The organism is Geobacillus sp. YF-1, assembly GCF_052692335.1.
This window is the reverse complement of sequence record NZ_CP199850.1, coordinates 2,830,506-2,852,500: the sequence shown is the minus strand read 5'-3', so window position 1 is coordinate 2,852,500 and position 21,995 is coordinate 2,830,506. Positions and strand designations below refer to the sequence as shown.

15 protein-coding genes, 15 tRNA genes, 1 rRNA gene and 3 pseudogenes (1 of these 34 only partly in view) are annotated in these 21,995 nt (G+C 47.9%); 26 read left to right on the top strand and 8 right to left on the bottom strand.

Annotated features, from left to right (window positions below):
• From ACTVIM_RS14195 to ACTVIM_RS14095, 21 genes are all read left to right on the top strand, one after another.
• Nucleotides 1–1,737, top strand: a 23S ribosomal RNA gene (locus ACTVIM_RS14195); it begins 1,190 nt to the left of the window's first position.
• A gap of 288 nt (nt 1,738–2,025) precedes the next feature.
• Nucleotides 2,026–2,100 (top strand) — tRNA-Asn (locus ACTVIM_RS14190).
• Between the two features lie 4 nt (nt 2,101–2,104).
• Nucleotides 2,105–2,195: transfer RNA gene (locus ACTVIM_RS14185), tRNA-Ser, on the top strand.
• A gap of 14 nt (nt 2,196–2,209) precedes the next feature.
• Nucleotides 2,210–2,281: transfer RNA gene (locus tag ACTVIM_RS14180), tRNA-Glu, on the top strand.
• A 9-nt stretch (nt 2,282–2,290) separates the two neighbouring features.
• Nucleotides 2,291–2,366, top strand: a tRNA-Val gene (locus tag ACTVIM_RS14175).
• A 191-nt stretch (nt 2,367–2,557) separates the two neighbouring features.
• Nucleotides 2,558–2,634 (top strand) — tRNA-Met (locus ACTVIM_RS14170).
• A 4-nt stretch (nt 2,635–2,638) separates the two neighbouring features.
• Nucleotides 2,639–2,714, top strand: a tRNA-Asp gene (locus tag ACTVIM_RS14165).
• Between the two features lie 163 nt (nt 2,715–2,877).
• Nucleotides 2,878–2,953 (top strand) — tRNA-Phe (locus tag ACTVIM_RS14160).
• Between the two features lie 44 nt (nt 2,954–2,997).
• Nucleotides 2,998–3,073: transfer RNA gene (locus tag ACTVIM_RS14155), tRNA-Thr, on the top strand.
• A 5-nt stretch (nt 3,074–3,078) separates the two neighbouring features.
• Nucleotides 3,079–3,163, top strand: a tRNA-Tyr gene (locus ACTVIM_RS14150).
• Between the two features lie 9 nt (nt 3,164–3,172).
• Nucleotides 3,173–3,246: transfer RNA gene (locus tag ACTVIM_RS14145), tRNA-Trp, on the top strand.
• An 11-nt stretch (nt 3,247–3,257) separates the two neighbouring features.
• A tRNA-His gene (locus tag ACTVIM_RS14140) sits at nt 3,258–3,330 on the top strand.
• 15 nt (nt 3,331–3,345) lie between these two features.
• Nucleotides 3,346–3,420 (top strand) — tRNA-Gln (locus ACTVIM_RS14135).
• Between the two features lie 5 nt (nt 3,421–3,425).
• Nucleotides 3,426–3,497 (top strand) — tRNA-Gly (locus tag ACTVIM_RS14130).
• Nucleotides 3,498–3,506: 9 nt separating this feature from the next.
• Nucleotides 3,507–3,580 (top strand) — tRNA-Cys (locus ACTVIM_RS14125).
• Between the two features lie 60 nt (nt 3,581–3,640).
• A tRNA-Leu gene (locus ACTVIM_RS14120) sits at nt 3,641–3,725 on the top strand.
• 134 nt (nt 3,726–3,859) lie between these two features.
• Nucleotides 3,860–4,873, top strand: a complete 1,014-nt coding sequence (locus ACTVIM_RS14115; protein ID WP_050772229.1) for a tyrosine-type recombinase/integrase — start codon at nt 3,860–3,862, stop codon at nt 4,871–4,873.
• 181 nt (nt 4,874–5,054) lie between these two features.
• Nucleotides 5,055–5,933: an IS982 family transposase gene (locus ACTVIM_RS14110; protein ID WP_445612932.1), complete on the top strand. Its 879-nt coding sequence runs from the start codon at nt 5,055–5,057 to the stop codon at nt 5,931–5,933.
• Nucleotides 5,934–6,217: 284 nt separating this feature from the next.
• The gene (locus tag ACTVIM_RS14105; protein ID WP_445612961.1) at nt 6,218–6,412 is read left to right on the top strand and encodes a hypothetical protein; all 195 of its coding nucleotides are present in this window, start codon (nt 6,218–6,220) and stop codon (nt 6,410–6,412) included.
• 23 nt (nt 6,413–6,435) lie between these two features.
• The gene (locus ACTVIM_RS14100) at nt 6,436–6,585 is read left to right on the top strand and encodes a hypothetical protein (protein ID WP_285755348.1); all 150 of its coding nucleotides are present in this window, start codon (nt 6,436–6,438) and stop codon (nt 6,583–6,585) included.
• Between the two features lie 482 nt (nt 6,586–7,067).
• Nucleotides 7,068–8,201, top strand: a complete 1,134-nt coding sequence (locus ACTVIM_RS14095; RefSeq protein ID WP_445612960.1) for an IS4-like element IS5377 family transposase — start codon at nt 7,068–7,070, stop codon at nt 8,199–8,201.
• Here ACTVIM_RS14095 and ACTVIM_RS14090 read toward each other — a convergent pair whose 3' ends face one another.
• From ACTVIM_RS14090 to ACTVIM_RS14070, 5 genes and pseudogenes are all read right to left on the bottom strand, one after another.
• Nucleotides 8,202–9,236, bottom strand: coding sequence for a DUF262 domain-containing protein (locus ACTVIM_RS14090; RefSeq protein WP_445612959.1), 1,035 nt, complete (start codon nt 9,234–9,236; stop codon nt 8,202–8,204). It lies immediately after the preceding gene.
• 469 nt (nt 9,237–9,705) lie between these two features.
• Nucleotides 9,706–10,989, bottom strand: coding sequence for an IS110 family transposase (locus tag ACTVIM_RS14085; protein ID WP_445612958.1), 1,284 nt, complete (start codon nt 10,987–10,989; stop codon nt 9,706–9,708).
• A gap of 637 nt (nt 10,990–11,626) precedes the next feature.
• Nucleotides 11,627–11,743 (bottom strand): annotated as a pseudogene (locus ACTVIM_RS14080) (GNAT family N-acetyltransferase); the annotation flags it as partial.
• A 71-nt stretch (nt 11,744–11,814) separates the two neighbouring features.
• The gene (locus tag ACTVIM_RS14075) at nt 11,815–12,960 is read right to left on the bottom strand and encodes an IS701 family transposase (RefSeq protein ID WP_445612957.1); all 1,146 of its coding nucleotides are present in this window, start codon (nt 12,958–12,960) and stop codon (nt 11,815–11,817) included.
• 164 nt (nt 12,961–13,124) lie between these two features.
• A complete protein-coding gene (locus ACTVIM_RS14070; RefSeq protein ID WP_445612956.1) occupies nt 13,125–13,544 on the bottom strand; it encodes a GNAT family N-acetyltransferase in 420 nt (139 codons plus the stop codon).
• 167 nt (nt 13,545–13,711) lie between these two features.
• Here ACTVIM_RS14070 and ACTVIM_RS14065 point away from each other — a divergent pair, with 167 nt between their 5' ends.
• Nucleotides 13,712–15,148, top strand: a complete 1,437-nt coding sequence (locus ACTVIM_RS14065; protein WP_445612449.1) for a DDE-type integrase/transposase/recombinase — start codon at nt 13,712–13,714, stop codon at nt 15,146–15,148.
• 416 nt (nt 15,149–15,564) lie between these two features.
• On the opposite strand, the pseudogene ACTVIM_RS14060 reads toward ACTVIM_RS14065, so the two are convergent.
• Nucleotides 15,565–16,915 (bottom strand): annotated as a pseudogene (locus ACTVIM_RS14060) (transposase); the annotation flags it as partial.
• Nucleotides 16,916–17,019: 104 nt separating this feature from the next.
• Between ACTVIM_RS14060 and ACTVIM_RS14055 the strand changes: the two are divergent.
• The 3 genes and pseudogenes from ACTVIM_RS14055 to ACTVIM_RS14045 all read left to right on the top strand — a co-directional run bounded on the left by ACTVIM_RS14055 (nt 17,020) and on the right by ACTVIM_RS14045 (nt 18,865).
• Nucleotides 17,020–17,412, top strand: coding sequence for a transposase (locus ACTVIM_RS14055; RefSeq protein WP_445612955.1), 393 nt, complete (start codon nt 17,020–17,022; stop codon nt 17,410–17,412).
• Nucleotides 17,393–18,094, top strand: a complete 702-nt coding sequence (locus ACTVIM_RS14050) for an IS256 family transposase (protein ID WP_445614369.1) — start codon at nt 17,393–17,395, stop codon at nt 18,092–18,094. The genes ACTVIM_RS14055 and ACTVIM_RS14050 overlap by 20 nt, the downstream gene beginning before the upstream one ends.
• 188 nt (nt 18,095–18,282) lie before the next feature.
• Nucleotides 18,283–18,865 (top strand): annotated as a pseudogene (locus ACTVIM_RS14045) (nucleotidyltransferase family protein).
• Nucleotides 18,866–19,651: 786 nt separating this feature from the next.
• Here the strand turns inward: ACTVIM_RS14045 and ACTVIM_RS14040 are convergent.
• Complete coding sequence (locus tag ACTVIM_RS14040; protein ID WP_445612954.1) at nt 19,652–20,878, bottom strand: NAD(P)/FAD-dependent oxidoreductase; 1,227 nt, start codon at nt 20,876–20,878, stop codon at nt 19,652–19,654.
• Nucleotides 20,879–21,030: 152 nt separating this feature from the next.
• Between ACTVIM_RS14040 and ACTVIM_RS14035 the strand changes: the two genes are divergently transcribed.
• Nucleotides 21,031–21,276: a GNAT family N-acetyltransferase gene (locus tag ACTVIM_RS14035; RefSeq protein WP_445612953.1), complete on the top strand. Its 246-nt coding sequence runs from the start codon at nt 21,031–21,033 to the stop codon at nt 21,274–21,276.
• 65 nt (nt 21,277–21,341) lie between these two features.
• Here ACTVIM_RS14035 and ACTVIM_RS14030 read toward each other — a convergent pair whose 3' ends face one another.
• Entirely contained in the window at nt 21,342–21,968 is a 627-nt protein-coding gene (locus tag ACTVIM_RS14030) for a LysE family translocator (protein ID WP_445612952.1), read from the bottom strand.
• Nucleotides 21,969–21,995: the final 27 nt, after the last annotated feature.

Genomic DNA, 21,995 nt, shown 5'->3' with positions numbered 1-21,995 from the left:
CGTGCCGCCGAAGCTGCGGGATGACCGTTGGTCATCGGTAGGGGAGCGTTCTAAGGGCAGAGAAGCCAGACCGGAAGGACTGGTGGAGCGCTTAGAAGTGAGAATGCCGGTATGAGTAGCGAAAACAGAGGTGAGAATCCTCTGCGCCGAAAGCCTAAGGGTTCCTGAGGAAGGTTCGTCCGCTCAGGGTTAGTCGGGACCTAAGCCGAGGCCGAAAGGCGTAGGTGATGGGCAACAGGTGGAGATTCCTGTACCACCTCCTTCCCGTTGGAGCGATGGGGGGACGCAGGAGGATAGGGCGAGCAGGCGGCTGGAAGAGCCTGTCCAAGCAGTGAGGCTGGCCAGTAGGCAAATCCGCTGGCCGGAAGGCCAAGCTGTGATGGCGACGGAGTGATCCGGAAGTCCCCGATTTCACACTGCCAAGAAAAGCCTCTAGCGAGGGAAGAGGTGCCCGTACCGCAAACCGACACAGGTAGGCGAGGAGAGAATCCTAAGGCGCGCGGGAGAACTCTCGTTAAGGAACTCGGCAAAATGACCCCGTAACTTCGGGAGAAGGGGTGCTCTTTCGGGTGAAGAGCCTGGAAGAGCCGCAGTGAAAAGGCCCAAGCGACTGTTTATCAAAAACACAGGTCTCTGCGAAGCCGAAAGGCGACGTATAGGGGCTGACACCTGCCCGGTGCTGGAAGGTTAAGGGGAGCGCTTAGCGGAAGCGAAGGTGCGAACCGAAGCCCCAGTAAACGGCGGCCGTAACTATAACGGTCCTAAGGTAGCGAAATTCCTTGTCGGGTAAGTTCCGACCCGCACGAAAGGTGTAACGACTTGGGCGCTGTCTCAACGAGAGACCCGGTGAAATTATACTACCTGTGAAGATGCAGGTTTCCCGCGACAGGACGGAAAGACCCCGTGGAGCTTTACTGCAGCCTGATATGGAATTTTGGTATCGCTTGTACAGGATAGGTGGGAGCCTAAGAAGCCGGAGCGCCAGCTTCGGTGGAGGCGCCGGTGGGATACCACCCTGGCGGTATTGAAATTCTAACCCGCACCCCTTAGCGGGGTGGGAGACAGTGTCAGGTGGGCAGTTTGACTGGGGCGGTCGCCTCCCAAAAGGTAACGGAGGCGCCCAAAGGTTCCCTCAGAATGGTTGGAAATCATTCGGAGAGTGCAAAGGCACAAGGGAGCTTGACTGCGAGACGGACAGGTCGAGCAGGGACGAAAGTCGGGCTTAGTGATCCGGTGGTTCCGCATGGAAGGGCCATCGCTCAACGGATAAAAGCTACCCCGGGGATAACAGGCTGATCTCCCCCAAGAGTCCACATCGACGGGGAGGTTTGGCACCTCGATGTCGGCTCATCGCATCCTGGGGCTGTAGTCGGTCCCAAGGGTTGGGCTGTTCGCCCATTAAAGCGGTACGCGAGCTGGGTTCAGAACGTCGTGAGACAGTTCGGTCCCTATCCGTCGCGGGCGTAGGAAATTTGCGAGGAGCTGTCCTTAGTACGAGAGGACCGGGATGGACGCACCGCTGGTGTACCAGTTGTCCCGCCAGGGGCACCGCTGGGTAGCTATGTGCGGACGGGATAAGCGCTGAAAGCATCTAAGCGTGAAGCCCCCCTCAAGATGAGATTTCCCATCGCGTTAGGCGAGTAAGATCCCTCGAAGATGACGAGGTCGATAGGTCCGAGGTGGAAGCGTGGCGACACGTGGAGCTGACGGATACTAATCGATCGAGGGCTTAACCTAGAAAAGCGGAGGCCGCCCGCCGATCGGCGAAACGCGCTGGAGGCCTGCGAGGAGGCTATACCGCCATAGCAGGACCGAAGCGTCGTGAGCCGATGGCGAGCCGGAGCTAGACCGGACGAAACGCGGCTTCTTCCGACGGTTATCTAGTTTTGAAGGAATGAAAAAGGCCTTGACAGCTCATCACGAATCATTATAATAATAAATGTCTAAAGCGATATCTCTCAGTAATGGCTCAGCGATGGGCAGTTACGTGATCAAATCACACTTTGATAAGGATATTATTATGATTCCGCAGTAGCTCAGTGGTAGAGCAATCGGCTGTTAACCGATTGGTCGCAGGTTCGAATCCTGCCTGCGGAGCCATCGTGGAGAGCTGTCCGAGTGGTCGAAGGAGCACGATTGGAAATCGTGTAGGCGTGAATAGCGCCTCAAGGGTTCGAATCCCTTGCTCTCCGCCATTATCCATCAGCATGGCCCGTTGGTCAAGTGGTTAAGACACCGCCCTTTCACGGCGGTAACACGGGTTCGAATCCCGTACGGGTCACTTCTTCGTGGAGGATTAGCTCAGCTGGGAGAGCACTTGCCTTACAAGCAAGGGGTCGGCGGTTCGATCCCGTCATCCTCCACCACTTTCAAACAAGTTCATCTTCTATTATCGTCGCGGGGTGGAGCAACGAGCATTTGCTTCATCGAATACGCTGCGAGTTGCCTCGACGCATCGAGCATCTTTGAATCAGTTTGAATCAGCTGGTAGAGGAAGAGGCAACAAACATTTAAACGAAGCTCAGTACATGGTCGAAACAAATTTATCTTTTATCATCGCGGGGTGGAGCAGTCCGGTAGCTCGTCGGGCTCATAACCCGAAGGTCGCAGGTTCAAATCCTGCCCCCGCAACCAATAAGGTCCCGTAGTGTAGTGGTTAACATGCCTGCCTGTCACGCAGGAGATCGCGGGTTCGAGTCCCGTCGGGACCGCCATCTTTAATTAGGTAAAGTAAGGATAAGGCAGTTCAGTCGGTAGAGACGAGCATCGGCATCATCGAGTTTGCTGCGAGTTGCCTCGACGCATCGAGCATCTTTGAATCAGCTGGTAGAGGAAGAGGCATAGAGCAATCAACGAGCGAGTTAAAAAATAACATACGGCTCGGTAGCTCAGTCGGTAGAGCAAAGGACTGAAAATCCTTGTGTCGGCGGTTCGATTCCGTCCCGAGCCACCATGAAATATTAAGAATGAGCCTGTTCATTTTTTGATCCGTATTATGCCGACTTAGCTCAATTGGTAGAGCAACTGAATCGTAATCAGTAGGTTGCGGGTTCAAGTCCTGCAGTCGGCACCATTCTTGGAGGGGTAGCGAAGTGGCTAAACGCGGCGGACTGTAAATCCGCTCCCTTTGGGTTCGGCGGTTCGAATCCGTCCCCCTCCACCATTTAAACAAAGGGGCATAGTTTAATGGTAGAACAGAGGTCTCCAAAACCTCCGGTGTGGGTTCGATTCCTACTGCCCCTGCCACTCTTATCATGGCGACTATGGCGAAGTGGTTAACGCACCAGATTGTGGCTCTGGCATGCGTGGGTTCGATTCCCACTAGTCGCCCTTGAAAAATGGCATTGGGGTATAGCCAAGCGGTAAGGCAACGGACTTTGACTCCGTGATGCGTTGGTTCGAATCCAGCTACCCCAGCCAATGTTGCGGAAGTAGTTCAGCGGTAGAACACCACCTTGCCAAGGTGGGGGTCGCGGGTTCGAGTCCCGTCTTCCGCTTTTGACTAAGGCGGCATAGCCAAGTGGTAAGGCAGAGGTCTGCAAAACCTTTACCCCCGGTTCGAATCCGGGTGCCGCCTCCATCTAATGAATAAAATTTTATTGACAAACAAAACTTGAGAAGATATAATAGTAAATGTCGCGCCGATGTGGCGGAACTGGCAGACGCGCACGACTCAAAATCGTGTGGGGTAGCCCCCCGTGTGGGTTCGACTCCCACCATCGGCATCGAAAATAGGGAAAAGGCTTTAGGGACAAGGGGTTTCACGTAAGTGGAATCCCTTGTTTTTTTATTTACCGAATACGATTCCAGAAAAGAAAATCGTGTGCGTATAATCGTGTTCGGTGAGGTGAAATGGAAAGTGAAAAGAATAGAAAATGAGAGAAAATTGCAGAGAAAGAGCAAGAGAGGAAGAAGAGGAGAGCTAAGTCGTGAGGAGTTATTGCTAATATCTGATGACAACACAGAAATTGAATACACATTTGAGGAATTGTTAGAGATATTTATTGAGGATTGCGAACTAAGAAATTTGCGGGAACATACGATTAAATATTACCGCAGTGAGTTAAATGCGTTTATAAAACTGCTGAAAGAGCAAGAAATCGAGTTGCGTGTAAGTGAATGGACAGGAGAAACCATTAAGCGAAATATCATTATGTACATGAAAGAAAAAGGTCTTAAGACAGTCAGTATCAATTCCCGTTTGAGGGCTTTAAGGGCGTTTTTTAACTTTTTGGAAGGACGGAATCTCATAAAAAGCAATCCGATGAAAGACATCAAATTGCTGAAGGATAGAAAAAGGATTGTAGAAACATTTGATAATCAGCAGATAAAGGCTTTATTTAAAGCATGCGACCTTCGCACGTTTGTAGGTTTAAGGGATTATACGATTATGATGTTGCTGTTGGAAACGGGAGTTCGAGTAAATGAATTGGTAGGGATAAAAACAACGGATATCATTTGGGAACAAAAAGTCATCCGCATTCGAAATACAAAAGGGGGTTTCGAACGTTTTGTTCCTATTCAAGATAAAATGATTAATCAGTTGAAAAAATATATAGCTGTTAGAGGGAGTGTGGATACTGATTATTTATTTATTACCCGTGACGATACGCCACTCAGCAAAAAGCAAGTACAGGACAGAATTAAAGAGTATGGGAAAAAGGCAGGAATCAAGAACGTTCGCTGTTCTCCACATACGTTTCGCCATACATTTGCTAAATTATGTGTGTTAAATGGGGCAAATGCATTTCAATTACAGGCAATACTGGGGCATACGTCATTGGAAATGACAAAAGTGTATGTAAATCTTTTCAGCAACGAGGTTCAGCAAGGACATGCAAAATTTAGTCCGATAAATAGCTTATTCAAATAATTTGCAGTATCCACATTTTGTAGTGGAAAGTTGTTCTATAATTTTATTTTAGAATAGACTCTTTTAAACGTTAATGTTGACCCGTGGTGCTAGATAAAATCGAGTAAGCATAAAAATAGCCCTTGCCTGCGGATCTCCTGTAGAATGAAAGTGCGACCAAACATTCGAAAGGAGAATCCCCATGCAAGAGCACTTTCATTTTACAACAGACAAGGCGAAAATTCAAAAACAATATGCAGCCATGTTCTTTTTTGTTTCTGCCCAGCTGTCACACATTCAATGCTATCTTCAACGCCGCAATCGTCATTTGGCGAAACAAGAAGACGCAGTGATCATTGCCATTCATCTGTTAGGAAAGTTGCTTGGCTTCTCTTCCGAACGTGCATGGCATCGCTTTGTTACTGGGAACTTGTTCACGGATGGACGTTTTCTCGAACGTTCTCGATACAATCGCCGTTGCCGATCGCTGCGCTTTGCGATCAAATGGATTCGTCATGAACTGGCGAAACGTGGGCAACACCATGCCTATGCGGTCGTAGATAGCATGCCAATCGAGTGGTGCCATGCCGCAAGAATGTACCGTGTCAAACGATTTCAAGGCATCGCTGACATTGGATTTTGTGCATCGAAAAAGCAGTGGTACTATGGGTTTACGTTTCATCTTCAAGTGACAGATCAAGGGCTACCTATGGGATACGTGGTAACCGAGGCGTCCTGTCACGATCGAACTGCAGCTGAAACCGTCATGACTCAAATTCCTCACCCCTATAACTTGGGTGACAAAGGATTCATCAGTAGTGAATGGCAAAAAAAGTTGTATGAGGCGTACCAAATCGCTTTTTGGACTCCATCTCGCAAAAACCAGAAACACCGCCCATCTGAGTCATGGGAGACATGGCTCAAACAAAAACGGAAAGTCATTGAAACGGTATTCTCCGTCCTTGTTGACCAATATCGTATGACAGACATTCGTGCGAATTCGATTGCGGGATTTGAAGTAGCACTCGATGGCATCTTGTTGGTGTATTCGCTTGTAACACTCGGGCTAGTTGAGCGCTAGCGCTCAACTAGCACCACGGGTTAATGTTGATATTTTTGTATAAAAGGAAAAGGGCCAAAATTGGGTCCTTTTCCATATACCTTATTAAGCTAAATCCAATGTTACAACATGCCAAAAGGCTGTAGAAGCCGAACATGTCAGAGTTCAATATTTGGCTGACATGAAAGCCTTTGAGCAACAGGAGGTAAAATCAATCACTTCACTATTTAAGTTCACAATATGAACCAAACAGTCTTTTCTTATTTCCTTTATATGGTATATAATATCTATTGAGGAGGGAGAGCATGGAAGAAAGACCGGTTGAGCAATGTCCATTTTGTACGGCAGACTTGATTGGAGAAAAAATTCCTTACAGCTTGCGCGAACGTTATTCACCGCCTTATTTTTCCAGGCTGAAAATTGGGATTTATAACAGGAAACTTGATATGATTACGCACTGGCAATGTCCTTTTTGCAAAGGTGTATGGGAGAGAAAATGAAAATAAAGAGGGGGAGTTGGCTGATGTTAAGTGAAGAAAGAAGATACTGTTCGGAAATGGAAACAGAAGACAGCTTCCGTATCAAGAATGAAATTTTTTTTGATGATGGAAACGAACATACATTCGTGATTAACGACTTCTATTCCGTCTTAGATGCATTAGAAGAAGAATAATTCTAAAAAAACCCCTCATATTGAGGGGTTTTACCAGTTTTGTAATTCTACAATAACATCTGCAGAGCTAGGACCCAGCACGAATTCTTCACGACCTACAACTTCATTGTCTTGATTTAATCTATATTTTATCAATATCATCTAACCAATTGCGACTATCAAGATAAATATATCAAGCATGCGAATGTTTTCGTGTGCGAGGTAGTCATGCCTGATTGTTATTTCTGCATCACGATAAATAGCTACTTCTTTTTCATATAACTCTTTGCATTTCTGTTCAAAACTTACCCCATTTTTTCTTATTCCTCCTATTTTTTCTTATTCCTACTTACAACGAATCAACCATATTATCTTTGGAAGTTGTTTTAGAAGCTTTAACCAGGCGTGTTGATTATCCAATAAAATCCAAAGGGTATAGAAAAAAGAGCACCTTTCCTGTAGAATGTGAGTAGCGACACAAACAAACCCAGGAGGTGCTCTCTATGAACAAGCATACCACACTCCCGAATTTGATGCAAAAACTTGTTTCGGATGAAGAGATTCAACTGATTGCCGAAGCGGTTGGGTATCGTGATTCGTCTCGAACCTTTACGTTGCGCGAGTTGATTCACTTCTTCCTGCTGGCCGCCATGCATCAATGGAAAAGCTTTCGCCACGGAGCCGATGTGGGGCCTCTGTATGGATTGCCGCGATTCCATTATTCAACTGTATCCAAGAAAGCGAAAGAAGTTCCCTATGACATCATGAAACGCTTGTTGGCGTTGATCATTTCCAAGTGCAACCGCCAAACCCGCCGTTCGCTTCGGTTTCTCAAACCGCTTCGGGTGGTGGATTCGACGACCGTCACGGTCGGGAAAAACCGCCTGCCATGGGCGCCGTATCACGGCGAACGCGCCGGGGTGAAGCTGCACGTCGCGTATTCGCCGGAATCCTCGTTGCCGGCAGACGTGGTGGAAACCATCGGACTGCGTCATGATGGCCCGGTGGGAGAACAGTTGACGAACGCTCAACAAGTGCTGGTGGAAGACCGGGCGTATTTCAAAATCGAACGCCTCGATCGATTTGTGGAGCAACATCAGCTCTTTGTCATTCGGATGAAGGACAACATCGAACTCCATCAGAAAAAAAGCTTGAAACGCCTTTCCAGCACATCCTCATCGGTTCAAGCCGACTTCACGTGCCAGTTGGGGACGAAACAATGCCGCTCCACCAAGCGTCACCGGGTGGTGATCTTTCGAGATGCGAATGGCCGCGACATTCGGGTCGTGACGAACCTCTTCCATGCGTCTGCGGAAACCATTGCCGACATGTACCAACAACGTTGGACTGTTGAGGTCTTTTTCCGTTGGGTGAAGCAATATCTGAATGTCCCGACCTTGTTTGGCACGACGGAAAATGCGGTATACAACCAACTGTTTGCGGCGTTCATCGCGTATGTGTTGCTGCGATGGCTGTATGATCAAACCAAAAAACAGACGAACGTCTCTCTTTCCTTCATTTCGTTCGTTCGCCGTTTTTTCTCTGGGCAGCTTCCTCTCGATTGGAAATCCGGGATGGCCGCTGCTTTGTTTGAGTATGCCCAAATTTATGGAAGGCGTATGTATAATTTTGGATAATCAACACTCGTGATATTCATACTCTTTATCGAATGAACTGGAGTATTGTTTTAAACGAATATATAGATCCGAAAAAGTATTGAAATCTTTTAATACAAACCTCTCAAAATCCGAACTTTTATTTAATTGCATAATGGATTTATTTTCCCTAACCCATTTATGAAAGGTTGTACCGATTATCTCAAAATCCTTGTTCTCCGCATCTCTTTTCCCTTCTCTTATAGATTCTGCATACTGTGCTCTTAGCCAGTTTTTAATAAAGTCAGCATCTCCGTCTTTTTCAATCTCTTTTAATTTCAATACTTTTGCTTTCCATAAGTCGTTTGCTTTGTTTCGCGTATTATCATCATCGATTTCAGATAGTAGATACCCTTTAAGCATTTCTGTAGGAGTAAGCCTTAATCCTCTATCATTCATAGTGACAAACACTTTATGAGCATCTTGTTCTGAATCCGTTCTTATCTCAATAAAAACAACATTGTCTATCAACCACTCAATAAAGACCGGAAGAGCTTCACCTTTTAACTCATCCGGAAAAATTTCTTCAATATCCTTATAGCGATTATATAAATTGATAACGCTCTCTGATGTTTCATTGGTTATGTCATAATCTCCATTATCGAATAAGCCTTCCAAACAGGGTTCCCTTTCTGGGACATTAATACAAAAAGTTTTCTGCCCATACATTTCAGAATAAATCAAGTTATCAATGTTTACTTTTGAATAAGTGGAATTTTTTTGCAAATTATTTAGATAGATAAGCAACAGTGTTATAGACGAGAGACGTTGTTGACCATCAATAATCGCATTATCATTTGTCAAAATAATGGGTCCTAAGAAATAATTCCCATATCTCATTACATCCCTTTGAGAATCTCCCACTTGATAAAACTCAAAGAATTCATTTGTTAAATCTTCTATCAATTCCTCAATCTGTTTTCGTCCCCAGTTGTATTCCCTTTGGTAATATTGAACGGTATAACGATTATTAAAAAGCGTTCGAACAATCACTGCATTTCCAGTTATCTTATTCATATAAATCTCCCCTTTTTATAAAACGCATTAAAATCGCAGTTCCTGTAATGTTTGAAATTATACTTATACCAAGCAATACACTCCCTCTATAAATATTGATGTATCAAGGCTTTGCGGCCTCTCAGGGGTGTCAAAAAAATATTTTTCGACAAAATCTATTACATCCTTTTTCAGTTTTGTGGATATCTTACAGATCTAGGGTGCGCTTCGCGGCCACTGCTGGGTATTTTTTACTGCAGTGGGGAGAAGCGTATTCGATGCACCCTTGGATCTCTGCATGGCTGATGAGGACGAACCCTCCCATGTCTCCGGGCGTCTTCGCGCCAACATTCCCTCGTTCGGTCTCTTCATCAGGCAGAGGCCGGCTAAGCTCCTACAGGGACTCAAGGTCGAATGGATGATATCGCGCCAGCTTCTCCGGTGTCATCCTATTGTCAAGAGAATTCCGTTTTACGCGAGAAGACAGGCACTAGGCGGCCCGGACTTGAACATGGGCGAAGACATCTTGCCTCATTCGTTCTCCATCAAACGCTTGCTTCTTCGTGCAGATGGTCAACAACACCTTGAGCAGTTTGCCGCACAACACCACGATCGATTGTTTTTTGGACAGTGGATTCACCGCCCGGGTCGTGTAATAATTATGCAACTCGCGAAACGCCTCATTATGGCGGATCAGGGGGATCATCGTCCGAAACAGAACCGAACGCAGCCGTTTTCGTCCCCGTTTCGAGATCCGTTTTTGCCCTTTGTGCTGGCCGGAGGAGTTCTCCTTGAGCGTCAGGCCCGCTAATTTGATCAGTTGCCGCGGGTCCCGGTAGTGGGCAAAGCTCCCGATCTCGGCCAACAGGTCAACGATCGTGGCATCTCCCAGACCATCCACCGTTTTCAACCACTGATATTCCACGGTCGTTTGCGCCAATGCTGTCAGTTCCGCATCCAGTGCGGCGATTTCCTCCTCCAATTGGCGATATCGGCGGACGAGCGCGGCGATCTCCAAACGGGCCATCTGCTGTCCTTCCGTCACGCCAATGGAATGGCTCGCGGCCTCAAGCAGCTTCCGGATTTTCGGTTTCTGGGGCGCTTTCAGCCCTTCACTTTGCCGGTAGATCTCCACAAGCTCCTCCACGGTGCGGCCGGTGATCTCCTCCGGAAACGGGGTGAGTTCCAGCACGGCCAGCGCCATTTTCCCAAAGTTGGAGAAGACGGCGGAGAACTCAGGAAAATACCGGTCGGTCCAACGGATCATCGCGTTGCGCACGGCTGTATGCTCTTTCATGAACTTCTCCCGCAGCGTGCTCCCCACGCGTAAATCCGCTTCGATGTCGCGAAGGAGCCGAGGGAAGCTAAACCGCCCGTCTTTCGCCAGTCTGGCAATGACCAGTGCGTCTTTGGCATCGTGTTTCGTCGGCAGATTGTCATCGAGCTCTTTCGATCGGCGCACATGCGCAGGATTGACCATGACCAACGGGATCCCTTTTTCCTCAAGGAAATAGGCCAGGTTCAACCAGTAGTGCCCGGTCGGCTCGATCGCCACGATGACCTTGGTTTTTCCAAACTCGTTCATCGCTTGTCGAATGCGCTGATCCAGCTGCTCAAAGCCTGGTTTCGACTGGATGACGGGAAACGATGTCTGGAGCACGCGTCCCCGGGCATCAACGAAGCAGGCGTAGTGCTTTCGTTTGGCGATGTCCATCCCTACCACGAGTGTTTCATCCGTGACTTGATCGATCTTGTGATTTTGTGTACAATTCATCTGAAGTCCTCCTTGGCATGAATTCAGGGTCCATTAGTTGGTTGACACCCCTGCATCATACCAAGAGGGCTTTTTTTGTTCAAGTCCTCGGAAAAGCTTCTAACAGGAATGCTCCTATTTGGATATTATAACAAACATTTCAATTTTTACATACAGTTAACCCATTAAAGGGTTTCAGTTTCTTCATAAAGCTCTTCACCAAAAGTTGCACTTGATTTTTCCATCACACATCTTACTTATGCATCCACTAAAGAACAGGAAACCAACCATTTTTTTCCCGCGCTTGTTCAGATAGGTATACCGTCTGTCAAGTACACGTTGTAGTGATGAACTGAAATTATTAGAAAATTGCATTGAGGAATGCAAAAAAATCGGGATAAAACGAATTTGGTTACATGCGTCTGATGATGGGATACCATTATATAAAAAATGGGATTGACCTTTAGAAACAGTGAAATGAAATTATTTAAAAGTCAGTGATTTTTATGTAGCTTATTGGAACTTAGCTATCTCGTTCAACTAACGTATGTCGATAGAAAAGACCGATTTATACCGGTCTTTTTTGTATGTTTTGTTTGACTATATCGATAATATAACAACAAAAGCCCTCTATAGGAGATTCACCAAATCGATATTTTTAAAAGCGCTTCACGAAACGGTATCCCGTTATTTCATAACCTAATTCTTTATAAAATTGATGAGCTTGTTCCTCTCTACCAAAGCCACTAACCAACCAAGTTCCAATACACCCTTTTTCAAAAGCCTGTAGATGAGCATTTTTCATTACAGTAATTTCCATTCCCTAAGAGACAAACAGGGGACCCCTTAGGCGACATGGAGCTGTTTTTTGATCACATCAATGGGAATCTCTTGCTTCGCGGCATCGTAGATGAACTCGACGATGCTGTGCCCTTTCCGAGAACGAAGAAGCTCTAGGCCGGAAGAGAGGTCTTGTTGAGATTCCGCGATGCTGTATACACAGGCTAAGAGCACCACTGCCCAATACCGTTTCACCGCCCGAATGTGACGAACACGGTATCCATCGAGCTTCAGCTGGTCTTTGGCCTGCCGGAAAAAGCATTCGATCGTCCAGCGCTGGGCATAGTAACGCAAGATCTCTTCATCGCCTAGCTCCCGGTCGGTGCTCAAGACGACATGGAGATGATCTGGCGTCATCGGTTCATCCGCCTTCCAAGCCAGCAGCACCACCGCGTCATCGAGGCCATGGATCGCTCCCTCGTAGCGATACACGCGGTAACGCTCCTTCCCCACCGTGACGAGGTGGGTGTCGTTGGGCTCGATATAGCGGGCGAACTTCTTCGCTTGGATGGCGATACCTTTCGGATAGAGAATCCGGTTCGTCTTGAGCATGGCGATGACATGGAATCCTTGTTTCAGGCAGGCTTCGATGAGCGCTTGGGACGGATACCAGGAATCCATGAGCACATACACCGGCTGAGCCCGCTTCCCCTTGAGCGAGGAAAGCATCTCGATCGCCAGGTCGATTTTGCTTCTTCCCGCCGTCTTGTCATACAGACGAAAGGCGAACGGAAACGCTTGCGAGAAAGTATGCACCATCAGCCAAACAAGCGAATGCCCCCAGACCCATTGATGATCGCTGTGAGAGAAAGGCCAGTCACACCCTTGAATGGCGTGCGTTGCCCGTGACGAAGGCTTCGTTTTTTGGCAAATGGGATCATCCATCGAAACAAAAAGGGGTTGATTCTCCTGTTTGGCGATTCGCTGGATGCGATGAAGGATCCATGGCTGGAGTTTGCGAAGCAACGTCTCTTCATCCCAAGGGCTTTTCGTGAAAAAGTGGCTGAGCGTGGTTCGATGATTCGGGTGAAAACTCCAGTACCGGACATCCGTCAATGTTCCTGAAAATCCCTTGGTCGTCAAGGCATCCACAAGATGAACGAGAGGCTTGATGACCGGTTTCGAGAAATCAAGCGCCAACCCTAACGTCATGAAAAATTGGTGGATTCGTTGATGATGTGCTCATCGATTCCTAAGACATGAACCTCCTTGTGTGAATGGGTTTGAGCACATCTATTTTACTCAAGGAGTTGGGTTCATGTCTCCTTTTTTTGGGGTTGTCAATTTATGTTAGCGAATTTGCTCATCTACAGTTCTTAATCTAAATACTCGTTACTTAGCTCAGGATTTAAATACCTTGCCATTCCTGTTTTAACCCTTTTTAATCCAAGTTTCCGATAAAACTCTTCATTTCCAGTTGTTGAGATTAAATGCACACAAGAAACACTACTTAGTTTATCCAACAAAAACTCCATAATTTTTTTAGCTATCCCTTGCTTCTGAAAATCTCGATGGACCACAACATCATAGATTGCAGCATTAAAAACACCATCTGAAATCGCTCTTCCAAATCCAATAATTCGACCATTTACAGTAGCCAATGCTATAACATTACTTGCTTCAAAAACCTGCTTAATAATCTCGTTTGTATGCTTTGTCCAACCGACAGAACAATAAACTTCTCTCATTTCATCAAGATTTGCATTAGAAAAACCACTATGTATTTTTATGTCCATAATATTCCCCCTACCGAGTCGTTGGTATTGTCAAAAGTTTATCCTCCACACTCACGGTTTTCCCTTGAGTTTCAACGGTTGAACGAAAAAAAGCTTGCCACCCCCATTGTTTTCGGCCATCATTGAGGTAACGACACCCAACAGCCAAAACAAAGGAGTGACAAGCTTTGTTACCTCAATTATTAGCCTATTTGCTCGAAATTATCAAGACCCAATATCAAATCATTGTGTATTTAATGGGTGTGATATTGGGGAAATCCTTGCATCTCGAGGACTGGGACGAACCCATCCAAAAGCCGTACCGGAAACTTCAGGTCGATGACCTTCCGATCATCGATGTGCCGGAAACCCTTGATTACCGGAAGCTGTTGGCAGACTATGAAGCCCAGCACAGACGTCCTTTACGGCCCATCCAGCGCCGCGCGAATGCGAAACACCGTGTGCCGGATTCGTTGACCTGCCCTCGCTGCCAGGCTCCCTCTTCTTACCTGTACGCCAATAACGGCGGAAAAGGGCAATACCAATGCAAAGTGTGCCAATGCCGGTTCAACCACCGAAATCGGTTCACCAAGCAAGCGGTCTTTCGTTGTCCGCACTGCAAAAAGACGTTGGAAAAAATCAAGGAGCGCAAGGAATACAACATCTATAAGTGCAAGAACAACGATTGCCCGTTTTACCAGGCCAACCTTCGCCGGATGACGAAGAAAGAGCGCCAACAGTTTCAACAGAATCCTCAAGCCTTCAAGGTGCGGTATTTGTTTCGGGAGTTCTTGTTTGACTTTCTCCCGTTGGCTTCCTCGTCGCTCATCAAGCCGAAGGTCGATTTGTCCCGGCTGGCTGCGTCGCCGCACGTGTTGGGGCTCGTGTTGACGTACTACGTCAACTTTGGGATGTCCTCGAGGGAAACCGCCGCCGCCCTGAAGGACATCCATGGCGTCTCGATCTCTCATCAGACGGTGCTCAACTACGCCAACAGCGTCGCGCTTTGGATCAAGCCCTTTGTCGACCGATTTCCGTATGAGCTGTCCGGTTCGTTCTGTGGGGACGAGACATATATTCGTGTGAAGGGCCGTTGGCATTACCTATTCTTTATGTTCGACGCGGTGAAAAAGATCGTGCTGTCCTATCGCGTCTCGCCCAACCGGGACACGCTCTCGGCCATCAAGGCGATCAATGATGTCCTCAGGAAGCTGCCGTCCCTTCCAGACGACTTGTCGTTCGTCGTGGATGGCAACCCGATTTACCTGTTGGCGCAACACTTCTTTGCCCAGCACGGGATTTCGTTTGACGTCCGCCAGGTAATCGGCCTGACCAACGAAGATCCGGTCTCGGAAGAATTTCGCCCTCTCAAGCAGATCATCGAGCGATTCAACCGGACCTTTAAAGGCAACTACCGCCCGACCCATGGGTTTGGCGCCGAGGAAGGCTCGGTGTCCTTTGTGACGCTGTTTGTGGCGTATTTTAACTTTCTGCGCCCGCATAGCGCGCTCGAAGGCCGGGTGCCGGTCGTCATCCCGGAGCTCGCCGAGCTGCCGCATATGCCGGCCCGGTGGACGAAGCTGATCGCCATGGCTCAGGACTTCCTTCAAAACGAGGCAGCCTAACTTTTTTGTCCTCCAGAGCCCGTTGAACAGAACTCCTGCCGGATTCGGCGAAGCGAACCCTTGACCAACCGAACACCGCCAAAGGTAAAATTCGGTAAAGGCAAGGGCGGCTTTCCTATTGCCTTCTTTTTTGTCCCCGTCGCCCTTGACGACTCTTCCGCACCTTTGGCGGGTGTTGGTCAAGGGCGAATCCGGCTCTCTGCATGCCCCACGATGCTCAATGGGATGGTCTGTGTGGAGTTTTCATAGAACTTTTGACGCTACCGAGTCGTTAGATTAACAAACTACTTTTTATATATTATGCAAGTGGTTGAAAAAATCCTTTTTTGAACATTACTGTCTGTTAGTCGAACAAGAAAATCAACAACATTATTTAACAGAGTCTCAGCTTAAATGATAAAAATCATTTTGCTCCTCTAAAAGGCCGGTGAATGAATGGGGCATAGACTTCCCTCATGTCGAATTTTGGAGACCCTTCTCCCCGCCATTTGGCGCCAAAGGACGGGAGGACGAACAGGACTTCCTGCTCCAAATTCCATTTTTGCGCACGCCAAAGAGCCGGTCTCCCCTCGTTTTTTTCGAAACCGGCACCATCGCTTCAGATTTTGCACGACGGCGGTCAACAGCGCCTGTTCTTCCATGACGTAAAGGCCTCGGCTTCGGGCCCGGTCCAGCCCATGGCATTCCTTCCCTTCGGCAAACACATGCTCACAACGCGTGCGAAGGGCTTGAATGGATCGATCACCACCCTGTTGCTGAATGAGCCTCGCTTGGTTGCGAATCTGAACTTCCCGGACGTTCGCCTGGCGTTGTGCTTCCTGAGCGGGATCCTTCGCCCGGCGCTTCTAGGTTGGAATTTCTTCCATCTCCTTGCGGCGCGGCGGTACGAGCAGCGTGATGCCTTGGATAGAAAATGATCCCATATGCTACGTGGGGCCATACGCTTTGTCTGCGGATAAGGTTCGAATCGTGATCGACGGGTGGCGAAACCGAATGGAAGCCAGCTGCTCCCAACTCGTCTCCCGTTCCGCCGTTCCAATGGCGAGGCTGGCCCGTCTGGACAAAATCACGCGCGACTGGACGTCGATGACGTCGTGCACCAAATATCGAGGATACGCTTCCTGCCCTTTGCCTTTCTTGTACAACCGGGCATCCGGATCCGTCACGCTTCGATGGGTTTGGTTGGAAAACGTAGTTCCACGGAAGTTTCCTCGTTCTTCGGCATGGACGCGTTCCCCTGATGGGGGAGACGGAGAAGGCGGGTCGTCATCGGGATCCCGATCCGCCTCTGGGGACTCGGCCTGTTCATCTTCCCGGGCGGTGCGGGCGAGGTAGTCCTCCAACGGTTCCACCGGAGCGAGCTTGACTTCCCGCAAGCGGTGGATCGAAGCATTCGCCCGCACTTGAGTGCCATCGGCCGCCGCATGCACATCCGGCGAGACCAGTCCCGCTGCGATGCACGGATCCACCACATAGGTCATCAGCCGATCAAAGATTCCGTGTTGGCGCCAGCGCTTCCGTGTTTTGACGAGCGTCGTTGGATCCGGCAGTGTGGGGTGATGAGGATCTGGATGGAGTACGGATTCAACGTCGAGACCGCAAAACCACAAGTATCCGGCATGCATGGGGAGGATCTCATACAACTCCCGCTCGGAGTGGTTGAACAAATACGATAGCAGCATCAGGCGAAGCAGCCGTTCCGGATCCGCTGCTGGATGACCCGTTTTTTCCGTATACAGGGGGAGCCACCCAATCGTGAATGACGGAAACGGAGAACCCTACCTATGTCTAAAAGTATACCGAATGTAGACTGGGTCAATCAACTGGAAAACGCCATTCGTCAGTTTGTGAAAGAAAAATGAGAACGGATCATGCGGGAAGAAATCAAACATTTCCTCGAAATCGAACAGGCTGGAACGCCAAACATGAGAAACGGCTATTATCAACGAAATCTAGATACACAATATGGTCGAATTGAAGATCTTTTGGTCCCAAGAGACCGAAACGGAGAATTTCAAACGCAGCTGTTTGCACCTTACCAACGCCACACCGGCTGGCTTGAGGAAGCCATCATCAAGATGTATCAAAGCGGCATGAGTACACGGGAAATTGGCAAGTTTATTGAACGAATTTTAGGAAATGCCTACTCACCAACAACGATTAGTCATATCACGGATGTGGTAAAGGAAGACATTTGCGAAATGGCACACACGTCCTTTACAAAAGCGATATTCGGTCTTATATCTGGGATGGGTTGTACGTGAAACTTCGTCGAGATACGGTAGAAAAAGAGGTCATTTATGTTGTGTTAGGTGTAAACGAAGAGGGCATCGTGAAATTCTTGATTTCTTTGTGGGAGGACAGGAAAGCGCCTATGTATGGCAGGAGATTCTTCAACAACTATACAACAGGGGCGTAAAGGAAGTACTTCTGGGCGTATTCGATGGACTACCGGGGTTGGAGGAAGCCTTTGAGGTGGTGTATCCGAAAGCCGATGTGCAGCGTTGTTTCGTTCACAAAGTACGCAATACCTTACAATGTGTTCGGAAAAAAGATCAATTTGAAGTGGCAGAGGACCTTAAACTGATTGATCGCGCGCCGAATAAGGAGATGGTGTTCCAGATGTTTCAACAGTTTGAATCAAAATGGTCCAGCAAGTATTCGAGAGAAGTTCAATCTTGGGCCAATGAGTTGGATGTCTTCCTAACATTTATGGATGATCTAAGCAGTATTCGAAGTGTGATTTACACGACGAATGTCATTGAACGAACGATCAAGGAGATTCGGAAACGTCTCAAGCCGATGAACCGTTTGAGCAGTTTAGAAGCCGCGAAAAAAATCGTGTATTTGACGATTCAAGACTTTAACGAGAAATGGGCAGGGAGAAAGTTACGAGGATTTGCCGAAGCGCATGAAGCCCTTCAACGAATGTTTGAAGAAGGTTAAATTTAACCAAATAATGTAAATATAAAACCAATAAGATCAGGGGATTCTCCCTTTTTACACAAGAAACCGAATATTCAGCCTATTACACAAGGGAAACTAATCCCATATCCATTCCAAATCTATTTCAGAGATACCCTATCTTGCATTACACAAAATTCTTGACGTTACCGATTGGAGGAAATTAACTGATGATTATCAAAAATGATAAAGATATCATTCAACTGATTAAAGAAGACGAGTGGATGATGGATATATTAAGAGCAGTAAAATCATTAAATTTACCTGATTGGTGGGTCTGTGCTGGATTTGTTCGTTCGAAAATAAATATGGGATATGTTACATGGCTTTAAAGAAAGAACACCTATTCCAGATATTGACGTTATTTATTTTGATGATACCAATATGGACGAATTAGAAGAAAAGAAGTTCGAAATGAGGTTGAGAAATATCCTTCCTAACATTCCTTGGTCAGTGAAAAATGAGGCAAGAATGCACATTGTTAATAATATTTCTCCTTATTCATCTTCCGTAGATGCTATATCAAAGTTTCCAGAAACAGCAACATCTTTAGGTGTAAAATTAGCTGAAAAGAATGACATCATCTTGATTGCTCCTTGGGGAGTAGATGATGTGATTAACTTGGAAGTAAAACCGACACCCTATTTTAAAGAATCAAAAGAATTATCAAAGATTTACGAAGAACGGATAACGAAAAAGAACTGGAAAAATATTTGGTATAAGGTTAAAGTTTTTCATACTGTAGATGAGTAAATTTTCTAACTCACACTTCGCATCCTCTCGACAAAAATCGGGAGGTTTTTTGTCTTCAAGGCAAAAACCTTGAAACACAAGGAAAGCAAAGGAGTTTCTACAGCACGAGCATACAAGCTCGTGCTATTTAGGGAAGAGTTTGTCCAAGCGACTAAAATATGAGTCGGTTCCAAATGGCATATTTTCAAAGTGCCTTTGTTTCCGCATGTTGCAGTATTTTGCACGAAATCACCGACCTCCTAAGGGGGCTGCAATTGTTTTTTGGAGGCACCTATGTCGATTATATGCAGATGGATCCTCCGAAAACGATTTCCTATGAATGGTCGGCGCTCATTGGGGACAATTATCAAGTAATCAACATCACATTCCTTGGATTCCACTGATATCAATTGTATTTTCTCTTTAAACAATTCTATGATCTCATATACTCAATGGCTTAAAAAGAGCCTTCGTATTGAAGACGGCTGATAGAAAAAGATGGTGTTAGCAGGGGCGCTATTCACCATAGATTGGTATACGGCTTGCGGAATTAGGCGCAAAAGTTGGTCTCAAAGGACAAGTGGAGGAGTGAAGTCGGCGAATTTGGCTGGGGAGAGGGAGGGGGCTCCGCGTGTGTTGCCCCCTTTTCTCCCTGCCTATGCGCTGAAACATTGGTTGGACATCTTGTGCTCGCCTTGAGGCCAAGGGCCCTTTTCGATCCCCATCTCTGTTGCCAGCCTTTGGTTTTTGCCCCAGCCCATGAGGAATGATCGTTTTGTGACCGTCCGTGTGCGCGAAAAGGCATAATCACGGCCGCAGCGTGGAGGCCAAGGGGCGTTCGGGCAGATAGAGTTGGGCGTCATCGCTTTGGCCGGCTGCGATCCAATCGCGCAGGCATTTGGCAAGCACCATGCTGTAGACCGCCCCGTTGTCCCCGTAAGCATAGACGAAATAGCAGTTGGGATATTCGTCATACACCCCGATGATCGGCAGGCCGTCATGCGTGCCGGCGTAGTAGGCTCCGAGGTAAAATTCCGGCTGCACGTTGATGGTGGGGAAGCGTTGGTTGAATTCGGCGATCAACTGGTCGCGCTTATGGATGAGTTTCGCGTCGCGTTCATCGGCGTAGGTCGTATCTTCATCCAACCCGCCAATGATCACGCGGTTGTCAGCGGTCGTCCGCATGTAAATGTAGGGACGGGCGGTTTCCCAGATGAGCGTCCGGTTGTACCAGCCTGAGAAATCATCGACCGGATTGGTGACTACCGCGTACGTGCTCGTCAACACAGCGTTCCGGTCCTTTTTGAAATCTAACGTTTCATATCCCGCGGCGATGATGACGGATTTTGCTTGGATGACCGCTCCCGTTTTCGTATAAAAAATCGCTTTGTCTTTTTCTAGTTTTTTTCCATTGATTTCGGTTTGTTCGAACAGGCGGACACCGCGGTTTTTGGCGTATTCAAGCAAGCCGATCGTCAGTTTGTATGGATTGACTTCGCCATCGTTTTTCGTCAGCATCGCCGCGGGCTTGCGGAACGGGTAGTGGCGGGCGATTTGCTCTTCCGTCCACCATTCGACGGCAAAGCCGTGTTTCTGGAGAGCGGCGTATTCTTTTTCCAACTTGCTTACATCTTCAGAAGAGCTGGCGTAATACAAACTGTCGCGGGTGACAAATTCGCAATCGAGCGGCAGCTTTCCGGCAGCCTGAGCGAGATCGCGGATGGCCTGTTCGCAAAGCTTGAGATGCCGGGCTGCGTATGCTTCGCCAAAACTGTTGATCAGCTCGAAAAACATTTTTTCCCCCAAGTATTGAATGAGGGCGGTGTTGACAGCCGTGCTCCCCTGTCCCGCTTTTCGCTTGTCGACGACGACGATGTCAAGGTCGGTGTCGCTCAGGAAGTAGGCGCATTGGGCGCCCGAGGTACCTGCGCCAATAATGAGTACATCGCAGTCAATATCTTCCTCCAAGACCGGGTAGCTCGGCGGGGCTGGCAAGGTGGTGGGCCAGTACAATTTGCCGGATTGTAAGTTCATGTTTGTTCGACTCCTTCCACACCATGGTTCGCTTTTAGCATGACCGGAATCATTTTGTTTATTCGTTGCGACCAAGTCAACATCGACTAGCCCATTGATGAAGAAACGCGGTGTCATAGAGGCAACGGACAAAGCAGCAAGGGGCTTTTGGTATGAGCGTGAAAAACAGCTTTCGGGGCCAAGGGGTCGGCAAGGCGCTGCTTGCGACGCTTCTTGAGTGGGCAACGGAACATCCGTTTATTGAAAAAGTTTGCCTCGAAGTCGTCGCTGACAACACGAACGCGATTCGATTGTATCAAAAGTTTGGATTTGTGGAAGAAGGGGTGAAGAAAAACGCGGCGAAAATCGATGACAAGACGTATTGGGATTTGCTTTTGATGGCCCGCTTTGTCAACTAGGTGTGCAGCTGCTAAAAAATCTTAAGCAGGCTGAAAAAACAGCCCGCTCGTTTCGTTTTCGGCCGCTACGAACGCTCGCTGAAGGCGATTTGGATGCCGATGGCGGCGAAAAGGGCGCCTTTGAGCCAGTGGATCCGCCGAGCGATTTGTTCGTTCGACAGCAGCCAGTGGCGCAGTTTTTCCGCGCCGATGCTCACCAAGGTGAACACGGCGAGCGCCTGAATGAGGAAGACGGCGCCAAGAAGCAACATCTGTTGCGGCACGCGGCCCGCTGATGGATCAACGAACTGCGGCAGGAGCGCCAAAAAGAAGAGCGACACTTTCGGATTGAGCACGTTCATCAAAATGCCTTTTTTGTACAGCGATCTCAAGGCGAGCTGCTCTTGACGCCTGGGTGCCAAGCCAGCGTCTTTTTCGTGGAACGCCTGCCATGCCAAGTACAGCAAATACCCGGCCCCTGCGTATTTGACGACGGCAAAGGCCAAGGCTGACTGATAAATGATGGCTGAGACACCAAACGTGGCGGCACTGATATGGACAAGCAGGCCGGTGCACAGCCCGAGTGCGGTGGTGATGCCCGCCTGTTTGCCTTGGGACAGGCTTTGGGCAATGACGAACAAAATGTCCGGGCCCGGGGCTAACGTAAGCAAAACAGCGACGCCGAAAAATGAGAAGATCGTTTCGATTTCCATAAGCCTTCCCTTCCTTTGGCAGCTGAT

Coding starts and splice junctions, on each gene's coding strand:
- ACTVIM_RS14110 (WP_445612932.1), top strand. CDS start 5,055: ATGCAAGAGCACTTTCATTTTACAACAGACAAGGCGAAAATTCAAAAA.
- ACTVIM_RS14105 (WP_445612961.1), top strand. CDS start 6,218: ATGGAAGAAAGACCGGTTGAGCAATGTCCATTTTGTACGGCAGACTTG.
- ACTVIM_RS14100 (WP_285755348.1), top strand. CDS start 6,436: ATGTTAAGTGAAGAAAGAAGATACTGTTCGGAAATGGAAACAGAAGAC.
- ACTVIM_RS14095 (WP_445612960.1), top strand. CDS start 7,068: ATGAACAAGCATACCACACTCCCGAATTTGATGCAAAAACTTGTTTCG.
- ACTVIM_RS14090 (WP_445612959.1), bottom strand. CDS start 9,236: ATGAATAAGATAACTGGAAATGCAGTGATTGTTCGAACGCTTTTTAAT.
- ACTVIM_RS14085 (WP_445612958.1), bottom strand. CDS start 10,989: ATGAATTGTACACAAAATCACAAGATCGATCAAGTCACGGATGAAACA.
- ACTVIM_RS14075 (WP_445612957.1), bottom strand. CDS start 12,960: ATGACGTTAGGGTTGGCGCTTGATTTCTCGAAACCGGTCATCAAGCCT.
- ACTVIM_RS14070 (WP_445612956.1), bottom strand. CDS start 13,544: ATGGACATAAAAATACATAGTGGTTTTTCTAATGCAAATCTTGATGAA.
- ACTVIM_RS14055 (WP_445612955.1), top strand. CDS start 17,020: ATGCGGGAAGAAATCAAACATTTCCTCGAAATCGAACAGGCTGGAACG.
- ACTVIM_RS14040 (WP_445612954.1), bottom strand. CDS start 20,878: ATGAACTTACAATCCGGCAAATTGTACTGGCCCACCACCTTGCCAGCC.
- ACTVIM_RS14035 (WP_445612953.1), top strand. CDS start 21,031: ATGAGCGTGAAAAACAGCTTTCGGGGCCAAGGGGTCGGCAAGGCGCTG.
- ACTVIM_RS14030 (WP_445612952.1), bottom strand. CDS start 21,968: ATGGAAATCGAAACGATCTTCTCATTTTTCGGCGTCGCTGTTTTGCTT.